The following is a 14,051-nucleotide window of genomic DNA, read 5'->3' as shown; positions in this document are numbered from 1 at the left end:
TCTTCGGCCGCGTCGACCCCTCACAGCGACGGTCCCGGTTCCTCCGACTCGGTCCCGGTCGCCGTCGGGGTCCCCGTCTCCGTCTCCGTCCCGTCCGGCGTCTCAGTCTCGGTCTCCGTCCCGTCCGGCGTCCCCGTCTCGGTCTCCGTCCCGTCCGGCGTCTCAGTCTCGGTCCCCTCCGTCTCCGTCCCCTCCGGCTCCCCGACCGACAGGTCCGCCCACCCGACCTCGCCGGCGTCGACCACGTTCGCGGGGTCGAGTTCCTCGCTCGCGAGGACCCGCCGGTCGTTCGGGAAGAGGTCCGCGTCGCCGTCGACGGCGAACGCGTCGTCGCTGAGGTCGTCGTCCGCCGGGTCGTACACGACGATCCGGGCGACCATCCCCAGCCCGAGGTGGGGGAAACAGAAGTAGTCGTACACGCCCGACTCCTCGAACCGGTACACCCACGACTGGTCCGGCGTCAGCGGCGGGGACGTGAACGGCTCGGACGCCGCGGGGACCCGGCGGGGGAGCGCGAGCGCGGGCTCCGCGAGTTCGGTGAACGCCGTCACCGTGTGGAGCCCCGCGCGGACGCGGAACTGGACGAGTCCTCCCGGCTCGACGGCCAGTCCGACCGGGTCGAAGTAGAACTCGGCGGGCACCTCCTCGAACGCCCCCGGCGCGTCGCCGGACGGCTCCGAGGGGAAGTCGGCGTGGACGCCCTCGCCGGACACCTCGCTCACGTCGACGACCCGTTCGACCGAGACCCCGTCCGACTCGTCGGCCGCCAGCGGATAGCCGAACGTCGGGTCCACCAGGTCGTCCAACACCGACTCGCTCCCGCCGCCGCCGTCGCCGCCGTCGCCGCCGTCGTCCCCGTCCGTCTCGTCGTCGTCCTCCTGTTGGGCCGTCGTCAGCCCCGCGCCGCCGACCCCCGCGACGACGGCGCCGGCGCCGCCGATCTTCAGGAGGCGCCGCCGCGAGGCGGAGCTGAGTCCCCCCTGTTCGTCGTTCGATGCGGTCGCCTCGTCGTCGCCATCGCGGTCGGTCACCATGCGACGGTCCGGACACGCGCCCGGGGTATTGCTACAGACCGCGTACTCGCGAGTACGGGGGTCTTGTCGGCACGGGCGCACGGCGGTCGCTGGAGGGTTGTACCGTCCCCGGAGATCGCGTCGCCGCGCGGCGTAACGGTGGATTACGCGGGCGGAGCGAGGCCGGACGCCGGGGAGAGCGTGTGCCCCCGGCGCCCGTCGAGCGCGGTTCGTAGCGTCCGTGCTACCGTAACTCCTCGTCGACGCAGTCGCGAACCGGCGCGACCAGCTCGTCGGCCACGCTGTACGGGTCCGTCTCCTTCGTGAGCACCTCGTCGGCGAGCGCGTCGATGCCGCCGCGGGCGTCGATCACCTCCTCCAGCAGGGCCGCCGTGTCCGCGCGGACCAACTGCCGGATCTCCTCGGCGTAGCGCCCCCGCGCCTTGTCGTCGATCCGTCCGGACTCGCGCAGCCACGCGGCGTGGGCGCCGAGCGTGTCGATCAGGGCGTCGACGCCCTCCCCGCTCGTCGCGACGGTCTGGACGACCTCGGGGTCCCACGCCTCCGCGTCGGGCTCGTCGACGGCGACCCGTGCCATCTCCTCGTCGTCGACGGGGCCGTGGTGGCCCGTGTGCAGCCCGGCGGCGGGGTTCTCGCGCATGTGGATCATCTCCTCCAACTCCGCGACGGTGCGCTCGGCGCCGTCCATGTCGGCTTTGTTGACGACGAACACGTCGCCGATCTCGAGGATGCCCGCCTTCAGCATCTGGACGTCGTCGCCCGACCCCGGCTGGACGAGCACGCACACCGTGTCGGCCGTCTTCACGATGTCGACCTCGTTTTGCCCGGCGCCGACCGTCTCGATGATCACCGTGTCCTTGCCGAACGCGTCGAGCGCCTTCACGGCGTCCGCGGTCGCCGTCGACAGCCCGCCGAGGGTGCCGCGGGCGGACATCGACCGGAAGAACACGTCCATGTCGCCGACGTTCGACGCCATGCGGATCCGGTCGCCCAGCACCGCCCCGCCGGTGTACGGCGAGGACGGGTCGACCGCGATGACGCCCACGGTGTCGCCGCGGTCGCGGTACGTCTTCGCCAGTTTGTCGACGAGCGTCGACTTGCCGGCGCCGGGGCTGCCGGTGATCCCGATCACGTCGGCGGTGCCCGTGTGGGCGTGCAGGCGCGAGACGATGTCGCGGTAGCCGGGCGACCGGTTCTCGATCTTCGTGATGACGCGCGCGAGCGCCCGGTGTTTGCCGTCCAGCAGCTCCGCGACCAGGTCGGGCTCCGTCGAGGCGGCGTCCGACATCACTCGCGGTCGTGGACGTTCTCGCGGACGAACTCGATGGTGTCGGCCATCGGCGTCCCCGGACCGAACACGGCCGCGACGCCCATGTCGAGCAGTTCCTCGCGGTCGTCGTCGGGGACGATCCCCCCAACGAGGATCAGGGTGTCCTCGAAGGCGTCGTACTCCTGGAGCCCCGACACGATCTTGGGGATGAGCGTGTTGTGGGCGCCAGAGAGGATGGAGATGCCGAGGACGTCGACGTCCTCCTGCACCGCCGCCTGGACGATCTCGTCGGGCGCGCGGTGGAGCCCCGAGTAGATCACCTCGAAGCCGGCGTCCCGAAACGCCCGCGAGATGACGTGCGCGCCGCGGTCGTGGCCGTCCAGGCCGACTTTGGCGATGAGGCAGCGGATCTGGCGTCCCTCCTCGCGCTCCTGGGTGCTCATGCCCCGACTACGGAAGCGCCGGTGTTGACTTTAACGGACGACCATGAGGGCGACGCGGGGTCGGCGCCCGGGGGGCACCCGGGGAGCTACGGGAACTCGACGTCCGTCACGTACAGCCCGAACGCCGCTGCGTCGAGCCCCGTCGTCGGCACCGGCACCCGTCCGACCGTCAGGTCCGCCGGTCCGTCGGTCGTCTCGCGTCGGATCCGACGGCGCACGACCGTCTCCTCGTCGAGGCGCTCGTCGAACAGCTCCCGCTCCACGGCGGTCGGGAACGCCTCCTCGACCGGCCGGCCGACGCCGTCGTCGCCGAACGCCCGCCGGTACGCCGAGTTGACCTCCCGCAACACGGGCGTCTCCCCGTCGGCGGACTCGACGTACACGGCCGGCGCGCGCAGTCCGTCGAAGAACGCGTGCAGGCGGTCGCGCTCGACGCGGAGGTCGGCCTCGCGTTCGAGCCGCGACAGCGCCTCGGCGGCGTGGGAGGCGACGATCTCGAGGAACTCGGCGTCCCGGCGGTCGAACGCGGCCGTCCGGTCGGTGGTCACCTGCAGGACGCCGTGTTCGCCGATCGGGACGCTCACCACCGAGTCGATCTCGGGCACCTCGCGCGCCTGGTCCGGGTCCTCGGCGTAGTCGTCGACGATCTGTGACTCTCCCGTCTCGAAGGTGCGGCCGACGACCCCGTCGTCGACGTCGATCTTCACCTCCGGCTCGCTCGGGAGCGTGTGGCCGTACGGGTAGAACACGTCGCCGTCCCGCATCGCGAGCACGACCCGGCCGTGGCCGAGGGCGTTCGTCACCGCTTCCACGACCGTGTCGCTCACCTCGCGGACGGACTGGCAGCCGGTCAGTTCCCGGGTGTACTCGTTGAGCGCCGAGAGCTTCGCGTTCGCCTCCGCGAGCGCGTCGCGCTCGCGTCGCCGCTCGACCCGCTTGGCGACGCGCGTCACGAGCGTCTCGACGCCGCCGTCGCTCGCGACGACCTCGTCGACGGGCACCGGCGGGATCTCCTCGCCGTAGACGACGACCGGCACCTCCCCCGCCGCCGCGACCAGCGCCTCGACCTGGTCGCTCGACATCCCGACACACACCACGCAGTCGATCGTCGGACCGAGCTCCCGGAGGTACTCCGTCGCGACGGCTCCGCGTTTCACTAACACCGTGAAATCGGAACCGCTCCGGATGGCGTCCCCGACCGCGGCGCCGTCCGACCCGTCGGCTCCTGCCGGCTGGGCTATCAGGACGCGTGCCTCCCGAGAGGACGGCATGATACAGTGAATACCCGCACGAATCACGTGCAGATAATTCATTCGTTCACTGTCTCGCCGATGGGAACCGGGTGACGGCCCGCGTCGACGGCGGGAGCCGCCGGGTCGCCGTCGTTCAGACGTGTTCGTTCAGGAACTCCACGATCGCGCGATACGCCTCGATGCGGTTGCTCAGCTTCGAGAACCCGTGGCCCTCGTCGTCGAAGATCAGCTTCCGCGTCGGGACGTGTTCGCTGGCCACCTCGACGATCTGCTCGGCCTCGCCGACCGGCACGCGCGGGTCGTTCGCGCCGTGGAGCACGAACAGCGGGGCGGCGATCTCGTCGGCGCGGTTGATCGGGGACACCGACTCGAGGAACTCGCGGTCCTCCTCGAGGCTGCCGTACTCGGCCTCGCGGAGTTCCCGGCGCCAGTCGCCGGTGTTCTCGAGGAACGTCACGAAGCTCGCGATGCCGACGACGTCGACGCCCGCCGCCCACAGGTCGGGGTACTCCGTCATCGCCGACAGCACCATGAACCCGCCGTAACTGCCGCCCATGGCGACGATCCGGTCGGGGTCGACGACCGGGTGGTCGTGGAGCCACTCGACGGCCGCCTCGATGTCGGCGACGGAGTCCATGCGCTTCTCCACGTCGTCGAGGTGCGCGTACGCCTTCCCGTAGCCGGAGGAGCCGCGGACGTTCGGCTCGAACACGGCGTAGCCGTTGTTGAGGAAGTACTGCTTGACGGCGTTGAACGAGGGGCGGCGCTGGCTCTCGGGGCCGCCGTGGATGTCGACGATGACGGGGGTGTCGCCGTCGCCGGCGTCGTCGGGCGTCGAGAAGAACGCGGGGATCTCCCGGCCGTCGAAGGTGGGGTAGTGGACCAACTCGGGTTCGACGAACGTCTCGGACGGGATGCCCGCGGTCGCGGCGTACGTCCACCGCTCCGCCGCGCCCGACTTCACGTCGACCTCGTACACGTTCGTGTTCACCGTGCTCCCGGTCACCGTCACCGCCGCCCGGTCGGCGTCGGGGCCGAACGAGAAGCCGCCGGCGACGCACTCGGGGAGCGACGGCTCGGCGAACGCGTCGATCCGGTCGGGGGCGGTGAACTCCCCGACGGTGATCTCGGTGTACCCCTCGACGTTGCGCGAGTACGCCACCCGGCGGCTCTCCTCGTCGACGACGACGCCGTCGACGTTCCACCCGTCGCCGTCCGCGACGACGGTGAGGTCCCCGGTCGCGTGGGCGTCGTCGCCGCCGGCGTCGGCGCCGAGGGCGATCCGCTCCAGCCGGAGGGTGTCGGAGGCGTGGTCGGTACAGACGTACACCGCGTCGCCGTCGGGCGCCCACTCGGGGCTCTGGAAGCGCGCCTCCGAGGTGTGGGGGGTGAGGTGGGTCGCGTCGCCGGTGGCGACGTCGAGCACGTACAGGTCGTGCTCGTAGCTCGCGTGCGCCTCGTGGACCAGCAGCCGGGAGTCGTCGGGCGACCAGCCCGCCAGCGAGAGCCAGCCGTCGCCCTCGTAGACCAGTTCGGCGTCGTCGCCCGCCTCGTCGCGCCCCTGTACGTACACGTCGAAGACGGCCTCGTCGCGGCGGTTCGAGGCGAACGCGATGCGCTCGCCGTCGTGGGACCAGCCGCCCCACCGGTGTTTCGCCTCCGGCATCGCCGTCCACTCCGTGACGACGCCGCTGTCGGGGTCGAGCCGGAACAGCTGTGCGCGCTCGTTGCCCCCCTCGTCCATCCCGAAGGCGAGCTCGCGCCGTTCGGGCGACCAGTCGACGAAGGTGACGCGCTCCTCGTAGAAGGTGTGCTGCTCGGGCCACGCCCCGGGCTCCTCGAGGCTCCACACCTGCGGCGTGCCGGTCGTGTCCATCAGGAACGCGAGCGTGCCGTCGTCGGCGACGGAGGCGCTGTGGGCCGAGCGGACGTTGAGGTACCGCTCGATGTCGTAGGTCGGATCCGTCATGGGGGTACCGTCCGCGGCTCGCGCCGAAAGCGTTCGGGTCGTCGCCGTCGTCGTTCGCGCGCTATCGCCTCCCTTTTAGTTCCCCCACGGATAGTCGGCGCACGAATGCGCGTCGCGGTCGTCTCGATGGACACGGTGTGGACGCGGGACCGTCCCGCGACCCGCCGGACGCGACGCGTCGCCCGCGGGCTCGCCGCCCGCGGCCACGAGGTCCACCACCTGTGTGCCCAGTGGTGGGGCGGCCACATCGACCAGTTCGCGGAGGAGGGCGTCGAGTACCACGCCCTCACCGAGGGCCCCGCTGCGGGGTCGTTCCGGTCGAAGCTCCCCTTCGCCCTCCGGAACGTCGACCCGGACGTCGTCCACGCCGTCTCGGTGCCGCCCGGCCACGCCACGACGGCGAAGACCGCCGCGAAAGTGCTCCGGGTGCCGGTCGTGCTCGACTGGTGGGAGCGCGACCCCGAGCGCGGCACGGACCGCCAGTACCGGAAGGCGGCGAACCGCGCGGACCGCGTGCTCACCCCCTCGGAGACGATCCGGACGGCCGTCCGCGAACACGGCGCCGGCGACGCCGACGTCCACGTGATCCCCGAGAGCATCGACGTCGACCTCGTGCGCTCGGCCGCGGTCGACGACCGCTTCGACGCCGTGTGGGCGCGCGATCTCGACGGGGACGCCAACGTCGGCGAGTTCCTCCTCGCGCTCGCGGAGCTGCGCGACCGCGACTGGACCGCCGCCGTCGTCGGCGACGGGCCCGCGCGCGCCGACGCCGAGCGCATGGCCGCCGACCTCCGGATCGACGACCGCGTGACGTTCCTCGGCGACCTCACGCCCGCGGAGTTCGTCCCCGTGCTCAAGGGGTCGCACGTGTTCGCACAGACCGCCACGTACGAGCCGTTCGCGACCGAACTCCTGTGGGCGCTCGCGTGCGGCTGTGTCGGGATCGTCGAGTACCAGGCCGGCTCCTCTGCCCACGAACTCGTCGAGGGGCTCGACCGCGGCCGGCTGGTGACGAGTCCGCAGGAACTGGCCGACGAGATCGTCGCCTGCGGCTCGCTCCCCGAGTGGGAGACGAACGAGGGGTTCGCCGGCTTCGACCACGACGAGGTGCTCTCGGAGTGGCTCGACTGTTACGAGGAGGTCGTCGACGGATACGGCTGGTTCTGACCGCCCCCGCCCTCGCGCCCCGCACTCCCGCGGTACGGCCGCCGTCGGCCCCCGCGCCGACCCGGCCCGCCGGCACGGCGGTACCCGCCCGCCCCGCGACGGCGACCCCGGATTCAATCGACGGATATAGGTTCGGGACAGGCCTACCGACGCCCATGGAAGACGACACGCTCAGCCGGCGGAACTTCCTGCGGGGGCGGCGGGCACGGCCGCCGCCGCGGGCGCGGTCGCCGCGGGCGCCGGGAACGCCGCCGCGCAGGCGACCGCCGACGGCTCCGGCACCGTCGAGGTCGGCGCCGGCAGCGACGGGCTCGCCTACACCCCCGGTACCAACGAGCCGCTGTACGTGACCCCCGGCACGACGGTCACCTTCGAGTGGGTGTCCGACGGCCACAACATCGTCGTCGACAGCCAGCCCTCCGGCGGCGGGTGGGAGGGTCACGAGCCGCTCGAGGACGAGGGGTTCAGCTACGAGTTCACGTTCGAGACGACCGGCGTGTACGAGTACTACTGTACGCCCCACCAGTCGCTCGGGATGGTCGGCACCGTCGAGGTCGTCGAACAGCTCCCGACGCCGACGGCGACGGCCGCGGGACCGCCCGAGGTGCCGGACTCCGCGAAGAGCCTCGGCATCGCCTCGTTCATCGCGATGGTCGCGACCCTGGGCCTCGCGTTCTTCTTCACGAAGTACGGCGGCGACTACGAGCCGCCCGAGGAGTAACGCCGCCCGTTCGGCGCCCGTCGTTCACCGCCCGCGAGCGGCGGTGACGGACGCGTTGCTGCCCCCGTCACCGCCGCCGCCCGACGCGACCGCGAGCGTCAGCTCGTACGGGCCGGTCGCGCCGTCGAAGCCGTACACCACGAGGTAGTACCGGCCGGTCTCGTCGGCGACCGTCGAGAGCCGCTCGGCGTCGGTCACGGAGTCGCTGACCGCGAGCAGCGTCCCGTTCGGCGACAACAGCGCGAAGTCGAGGTCGCCCGTCGCGTTGGAGAACGCGATCGACGCCGACAGCGCGTCGCCCGCCGCGAGGTCGACCGCGTAGAAGTCCAGGTCGTCCTCGGCGACGGTCAGGTCCGTGTAGGTGCCCGGCTCCAGCGCCGTCGCGTTGCCGGTGTCGTCGTTGGGCTCCAGCGCGTCGCCGCCGTCGGTCGCGTTCCCGGCGGTCCGGTCGACGGTGAGGTCGTACGCGCCGGTCGCGTTCTCGTACCCGTACACCACCAGGTAGTGGGCGCCCGCCTGGCCGGCGACGTACGACAGCGACTCCGTGTCGTTCGTCGAGACGCTCGCACCCAACAGGTCACCGTCGGGCGACAACAGGGCGAAGTCGAGGTCGCCCGCGGCGTTGGAGAACCCGATGGACGCCGTCAGCGCGTCGCCCGCCGCGAGCTCGACCGCGTAGACGTCCAAGTCGCCCTCGGTGATCGTCAGGTTCGCGTACGTCCCGGGCTCGATCGCCGTCGCGTTCGCGAGGTCGTCGTTCGGTTCGAACTCGCCGTCCTGTTGGGCGGCCGCGCCGCCGACCGCGACCGCCCCGGCCACGAGGAGGACCGCGGCCGCGATCGCCACCGCTACACCACGCCGCCTGCCGTGTCTGTGGGACATCCGGTTGCACCGCCGGAGTAGTCGGTTCACACGGACAAAAACGACGGAGACGGCTCCAGCACCGCGGGATCGGGCGTCGACCGCCGGCGGTGGACGGGTCGCTCGGAGAACAGCTTCGCGGTCGGGAACTCGGCGGGACGGCGCCGCGTCGCCGGCGGATCGGCCGACGGTCAGCGCCGACCGGAACGGCACCGGCGCAGCGCGAGTCGGGGGTTACCCGAACTTCCCGCTGATGTACTCCTCGACGCGCTGGGACTCCGGCTGCTCGAAGATCTTCTCGGTGTCGTCGTACTCGACCAGTTCGCCGCCGGTGAGGAACACCGCCGTCTGGTCGGAGATGCGCGCCGCCTGCTGCATGTTGTGCGTGACGATGACGACCGTGTAGTGTTCGGAGAGGTCGTCGATGAGGTCCTCGATCTTCGCGGTGGCGATGGGGTCGAGCGCGGACGCCGGCTCGTCCATCAGGATGACCTCGGGGTCGACCGACAGGCAGCGCGCGATACACAGGCGCTGCTGTTGCCCGCCCGAGAGGCCCAACGCGTTGTCGTCGAGGCGGTCGCTCACCTCGTCCCACAGCGCGGCGTCGCGCAGACACCGCTCGACGAGCTCGTCGCGCTCGTCCTCGTTCGAGCGTCCGAGCAGGCGCGCGAGCAGGCCGGTCTCGATGTCGCCGTGCTTGCGCGGCCCGTAGGAGATGTTCTCGGCGATCGACTTCGGGAACGGGTTCGGCGACTGGAACACCATGCCGACGCGCTTGCGCAGTTCGACGAGGTTGACGCCCTCCTGGTAGATCTCCTCGCCGTCGAGTTCGACGGAGCCGTCGATGCGCGCCGACTTGACGCGGTCGTTCATCCGGTTGAGACACCGGAGGAACGTCGACTTCCCGCACCCCGAGGGGCCGATGAGCGCCGTGACACTGTTCTCGGGGATGTCCATCGAGACGCCCTTGAGGGCGTGGTCGTCCCCGTAGTACACGTCGAGGTCCTCGACGGAGAGCTTCGCCTCGCCGGCGAACTGGTAGTCGCGCCACTCCTCGCGGACCTGTTCTTCGGTCTCGCCGGCGGTCGTCTCGGGCTCGCCGGTCGTGGTCGTGTTCTGCTGGCTTTCGGTCGGTGTCTGCGTTGTCTCGCTCATTGGTTGAGTTCCCTCCGGAAGTAGTACCTCGCCGCGATGCCGATCGCGTAGAACGACAACACGACGACGAGCAGTACGAGCGCCGTCGCCCACTTGAACTCGTCAGGGTTGGCGACGTTGCCGGACGCGCCGACGCCCGCCGTGATGAGGGCGTACAGCTGGTACGGGAGCGCCGAGGCGGCGTCCAGCAGGACCGGGTTCTCGACGAACGGCGGCGTCGAGGTGAACGCGAAGCCGCCGATGACGTCGGGTGTCTGGCTGCCGGGGACGAACACGCCGCCCGCCATCGTGAGCAGGATCGGCGCGGTCTCGCCGGCGATGCGCCCGACGCCGAGGATGATCCCCGTGACGACGCCGGGCAGGGCCGCCGGCAACACGACGCTGCGGATCGTCTGCCACTTCGTCACCCCGAGGGCGGCGCTGGCGTCCCGGTACTCGTCGGGGACCGACAGCATCGCCTCGCGGCTCGTGATGACGACCAGCGGCAGGAGCATGAACCCCAGCGTGAGCATCCCGGACAGCAGCGACTTCCCGTTGCCGAACCGCGGGATGAGGAACGCGAAGCCGAACAGCCCGAACACGATACTGGGGGTGCTCCACAGCCCGTTGGTGGCGACCTCGACGGCCTGTGTGAAGCGGCCGCGCTCGGCGTACTCGGTGAGGAACACCGCCGCGCCGACGCCCAGCGGCACCGCGAACAGCACCGCGCCGACGACGAGCCACACGGTGCCGACGATGGCCGGCAACACGCCGTTGAAGTCGTTGGTGAGGCCGACCCCGTTCATCACGAACGGGAGGTAGAACGGCCACTCCCACGAGATCGACTGCCCCAACAGGACGATCGTCGACTCCGGGCCGGCGCCGAGGCCGACGGCGAAGCCGTTGACGAGGCCGCTGATCCCCTTGAAGACGGTGAACGCCAACAGGAGGAACAGCACGCCGACGATCGACCCCGCGTTGAGGTACACGAGGGTGTACGCGCCCGTGTGTCGGCCGCGGGCGCCGAAGCCGCCGTACGCCTTCGCCGAGGCCCAGCCGGCCACCAGCGAACAGAACAGCGTCACGGTGGGGACGGTGAAGCCGCCGGTGAACGACGCCTTCTGCTCGAAGCCGAGGTCCCACACCCACTCCGGGCCGATGATGCCCGCCAGGAACACCAGTCCGGCCATCGCCGCGAGCGCGCCCGCGGGGACGGTCGAGCCGACGTCCTCGCGCGTGCCGACGCTCAGCGCGAACACGCCGCCGCCGACGGCGAGGGACGCGACGAGCCAGCCGGCGGTGCCGAGGCCGAGCGTCTGGGAGGCGACGAGCCCCGCGACGACGACCCAGGTGGCCGCGAACACGACGCCCGCGAGCATCCCCGCGCTCGCCTGCGGTTCCGTCTCGACGAACCCGAGGCGCGAGCCGACGCCGAACGCGACCGTCGCCGCGCCGAGCACGACGAGGCCGCCCCCGAGGAGCGTGACCACCGGGACGCCGGCGACGGCGTCGGTGAGGTCGACCGCCTGGAACAGCACCGCCAGCGAGACGACGAACAGCAGCGCGGAGAGCCCGACCGCCCCCGCGGCGACGAGCCCGGTGCCGCTGGCGTCGTCGCGGACGAGGGGGTTCCGGTTTCGGGTGTCCGTTTCGGCCGCCATCACTGCTCACCTCCGAGCTTGGAACGCATGCGTGCTTCGATGTACTGCGAGCCGATCGAGAGGAACAACACGGTGATGAACAGGATGACCCCGGCGACGAACAGCGCGCTCATCTGGAGGCCCTCCGCCTCGCCGTAGTTGCGCGCGATGAGCGACGTCAGCGTCTCCTGCCCGTAGAAGGCGTTGTACAACGGGTCGGTGAGCCGCGGGACGCCGCGGAGCATCACGGTCGCGGCCATCGTCTCGCCGATGGCGCGCCCGACGCCCAGCAGCACCGCCGCCGAGACGCCGGAGAACGCCGCCGGCAGCGTGATCGAAGTCATCGTCTGCCAGTCGGTCGTGCCCATCGCGAGCGAGCCGGACTTCATCGACTCGGGGACGCTCGCGAGCGCGTCCTCGGCGACGGAGACGACCGTCGGCAGCGCCATCAGGCCGACGACGATGCCGACGAACAGGTACGTCCCCTGCCCGAGGATCTGGAACTGGTCGGAGGCCCACGGGCTGAGGATTGTGAACCCGATGAACCCGTACACGATGGAGGGGATGCCGGCGAGGATCTCGACGCCGGGCTTGACCGCCTCGCGCACCGGCGCGGGGGCGATCTCGGAGATGAACAGCGCCGCGGCGATCCCGAGGGGGGCCGCGACCGCCGTCGCGATGAGCGTCACGAGCACCGTGCCGTGGATCATCGGGACCATCGAGTACCGGACCGGCGGGGTGACGGCCTCCCACTCCGGCTGGATGAACAGCCGGAGCCCGGGGACCGCGACCCCGAACACCGTCGCGGTCTCGTACTCGATCACCGGGACCGCCTCGCGGAAGATGAACGCGGTGATCAACAACAGTATCAGGATCGTCGAGACGGTCATCGCCAGCGCGAGGGTCTTGGCTGTCAGCTCCTGGTGCCGGAGCCAGCCGTACCCAGCGGTGACGACGAAGATCCCGAACGGGACGATCGTCAGCGACGAGACGAGTAGGAAGCCGACGAGCGACGCCAGCAGCGCGCCCGCCATGACACCGACGGTCGCGACGGCGGCCGGCTCCTCGTCCTCGAGGGAGTCTCGGATCCCGCGGAGGACGCGGGCCGCCTTCTCGACCCCCATCTCGGCTCTGTTGGTTGCTTGTGCCATCGTGCGTGTGTACAGGGTGGTTCGGACGTATGGAAATAAACGGCGTGGGATGACTGCGATACGGGGACCGCGCTGACAGGTCGGCGTCGGCTTACGCCTGGTCCGGCAGCTTCTCGAACTCGGACTCGATGTCGGCGGTCGGCAGCGGGATGTAGTTGTTGTCCTCGACGAACACCTGCTGACCGAAGTCGGTCAGGAACATGTTCATGAAGGCGGCCTCGCGCATGTCCGTCCCGCCGGGGGTGTCCTCCGTGATCTTCGTGTACTGGTGGAGGTCACGGTTGAGCGGGTACGCGGAGTCGAAGATGGTGTTCTCCGCGTCGCGGTCGGGCTCGTACAGCGTGCCCTCGAACTCGACGCCGATCGGCTGGACGGTGTCGCTGGTGAACGCCAGCGCCATGTAGGCGATGGCGCCGTCGTTCTGGGAGACGGCTTGCGCGACCTGCTGGTTCTGCCCGAAGCGGGTGTCGACTTCCATCTCCGCCTCGGCGTCGCCGAGCATGTTCAGGCGGAACGCGGTGTCGGTACCGGAGCCCTCGGCGCGACCGATGACGTAGATGTCCTGGTCCGGACCGCCGACGTCGCTCCAGTTGCTGATCTCGCCCTGGTAGATGCCGCGGATCTGGTCGGCGGTGAGCTGCGTGACGCCCGCGTCGTAGATGTCGGAGCTGACGACGACCGGCTGGCCGTCGCGACCGAGGACGTGGTCGACGACCTCCTCGTCGGCCTTCTCCTGGCTCCAGCCCAGCTCGGCCGTGATGGGACCCGAGGAGTTACCGATGTCGACGAGCCCGTCGACGACGGACTGACACCCGGTACCCGAGTGGCTCAGACCGATGGACGTCGCGAACGGCGGCGTCGCCTGCTCGCCCGACGGCTCGAAGCCGTAGAGGCTCGCGAAGTAGTCGGCGAGGCGCATGTCGGCGGCGCCGTCGGAGGCCAGCGCCTCCCAGCCGGGCACGGTGTTGCCCTCCTCCTCGTTGGTGCCCCAGTACTCGCCGTCCGAGGACGGCGGGTTGGAGTTCCAGTACGAGGAGCCCTTGTTGGCGATGGGGTAGACGGTCGAGGACCCCTCGGCCGTCAGCATCGAGGTGTCCATCCCGGACGAGCTGTCGCCGGAGGAACCGGAGTCGCCTCCGGAGTCGCCTCCGGAGCTACCGCCGCTGTCTCCGGAGCCGCCGCTCCCGCCTTCGCCGGAGGAACCGGAACAGCCGGCGAGGCCGGCCGCACCTGCCGCTCCGGAGGCGGCGAGGAACTTTCTCCGCGAAACGCGCTCGGTCTCCGCAGTATCCTGCGTCATCACCTGTACGGTGGCCTTTGCCCTAAAAAGCGGTTTATATTAGTAGTACCGCCGGGTCGGGTACCCCCCTGTGGCAACGTGTACAGTACGTACCCACAATACCGGTAC

General features: G+C 70.7%; 12 protein-coding genes. 2 read left to right on the top strand and 10 right to left on the bottom strand.

Annotated elements, in window-relative coordinates:
- Nucleotides 1-20 precede the first annotated feature (20 nt).
- From P0R35_RS08295 to P0R35_RS08275, 5 genes are all read right to left on the bottom strand, one after another.
- The gene (locus P0R35_RS08295) at nucleotides 21-1,034 is read right to left on the bottom strand and encodes a cupredoxin domain-containing protein (protein WP_284012043.1); all 1,014 of its coding nucleotides are present in this window, start codon (nucleotides 1,032-1,034) and stop codon (nucleotides 21-23) included.
- 223 nt (nucleotides 1,035-1,257) lie between these two features.
- Nucleotides 1,258-2,322, bottom strand: a complete 1,065-nt coding sequence (gene meaB / locus P0R35_RS08290) for a methylmalonyl Co-A mutase-associated GTPase MeaB (RefSeq protein WP_284012042.1) — start codon at nucleotides 2,320-2,322, stop codon at nucleotides 1,258-1,260.
- Nucleotides 2,322-2,747: a cobalamin B12-binding domain-containing protein gene (locus P0R35_RS08285; RefSeq protein WP_284012041.1), complete on the bottom strand. Its 426-nt coding sequence runs from the start codon at nucleotides 2,745-2,747 to the stop codon at nucleotides 2,322-2,324. Before P0R35_RS08285 ends, meaB begins: the two co-directional genes overlap by 1 nt.
- A gap of 86 nt (nucleotides 2,748-2,833) precedes the next feature.
- Entirely contained in the window at nucleotides 2,834-3,904 is a 1,071-nt protein-coding gene (locus P0R35_RS08280; RefSeq protein ID WP_284012040.1) for a GAF domain-containing protein, read from the bottom strand.
- A 229-nt stretch (nucleotides 3,905-4,133) separates the two neighbouring features.
- Entirely contained in the window at nucleotides 4,134-5,969 is a 1,836-nt protein-coding gene (locus P0R35_RS08275) for a S9 family peptidase (RefSeq protein ID WP_284012039.1), read from the bottom strand.
- A gap of 105 nt (nucleotides 5,970-6,074) precedes the next feature.
- On the opposite strand from P0R35_RS08275, the gene P0R35_RS08270 reads away from it, so the two are divergent.
- The gene (locus P0R35_RS08270; protein ID WP_284012038.1) at nucleotides 6,075-7,136 is read left to right on the top strand and encodes a glycosyltransferase; all 1,062 of its coding nucleotides are present in this window, start codon (nucleotides 6,075-6,077) and stop codon (nucleotides 7,134-7,136) included.
- A 340-nt stretch (nucleotides 7,137-7,476) separates the two neighbouring features.
- Nucleotides 7,477-7,857 carry a plastocyanin/azurin family copper-binding protein gene (locus tag P0R35_RS08265; protein ID WP_321170455.1) on the top strand — a complete coding sequence of 127 codons (381 nt, stop codon included), beginning with the start codon at nucleotides 7,477-7,479 and terminating at the stop codon, nucleotides 7,855-7,857.
- 24 nt (nucleotides 7,858-7,881) lie between these two features.
- Here the strand turns inward: P0R35_RS08265 and P0R35_RS08260 are convergent, their stop codons facing one another.
- From P0R35_RS08260 to P0R35_RS08240, 5 genes are all read right to left on the bottom strand, one after another.
- The gene (locus P0R35_RS08260) at nucleotides 7,882-8,703 is read right to left on the bottom strand and encodes a pre-peptidase C-terminal domain-containing protein (protein ID WP_284012037.1); all 822 of its coding nucleotides are present in this window, start codon (nucleotides 8,701-8,703) and stop codon (nucleotides 7,882-7,884) included.
- A 249-nt stretch (nucleotides 8,704-8,952) separates the two neighbouring features.
- Entirely contained in the window at nucleotides 8,953-9,873 is a 921-nt protein-coding gene (gene pstB / locus P0R35_RS08255; RefSeq protein WP_284012036.1) for a phosphate ABC transporter ATP-binding protein PstB, read from the bottom strand.
- A complete protein-coding gene (pstA, locus tag P0R35_RS08250; RefSeq protein ID WP_284012035.1) occupies nucleotides 9,870-11,513 on the bottom strand; it encodes a phosphate ABC transporter permease PstA in 1,644 nt (547 codons plus the stop codon). Before pstA ends, pstB begins: the two co-directional genes overlap by 4 nt.
- Nucleotides 11,513-12,643 carry a phosphate ABC transporter permease subunit PstC gene (gene pstC, locus P0R35_RS08245; RefSeq protein ID WP_284012034.1) on the bottom strand — a complete coding sequence of 377 codons (1,131 nt, stop codon included), beginning with the start codon at nucleotides 12,641-12,643 and terminating at the stop codon, nucleotides 11,513-11,515. Before pstC ends, pstA begins: the two co-directional genes overlap by 1 nt.
- Nucleotides 12,644-12,734: 91 nt before the next feature.
- On the bottom strand, nucleotides 12,735-13,943 hold the full coding sequence (locus P0R35_RS08240) for a PstS family phosphate ABC transporter substrate-binding protein (RefSeq protein WP_284012033.1): 1,209 nt from the start codon (nucleotides 13,941-13,943) through the stop codon (nucleotides 12,735-12,737).
- Nucleotides 13,944-14,051 lie beyond the last annotated feature (108 nt).

Origin of the sequence: Halobaculum litoreum (genome assembly GCF_030127125.1) — an archaeon.
In the GTDB taxonomy this organism is placed as follows: domain Archaea; phylum Halobacteriota; class Halobacteria; order Halobacteriales; family Haloferacaceae; genus Halobaculum; species Halobaculum litoreum.
This window is presented reverse-complemented; position numbering and strand designations above follow the sequence as displayed.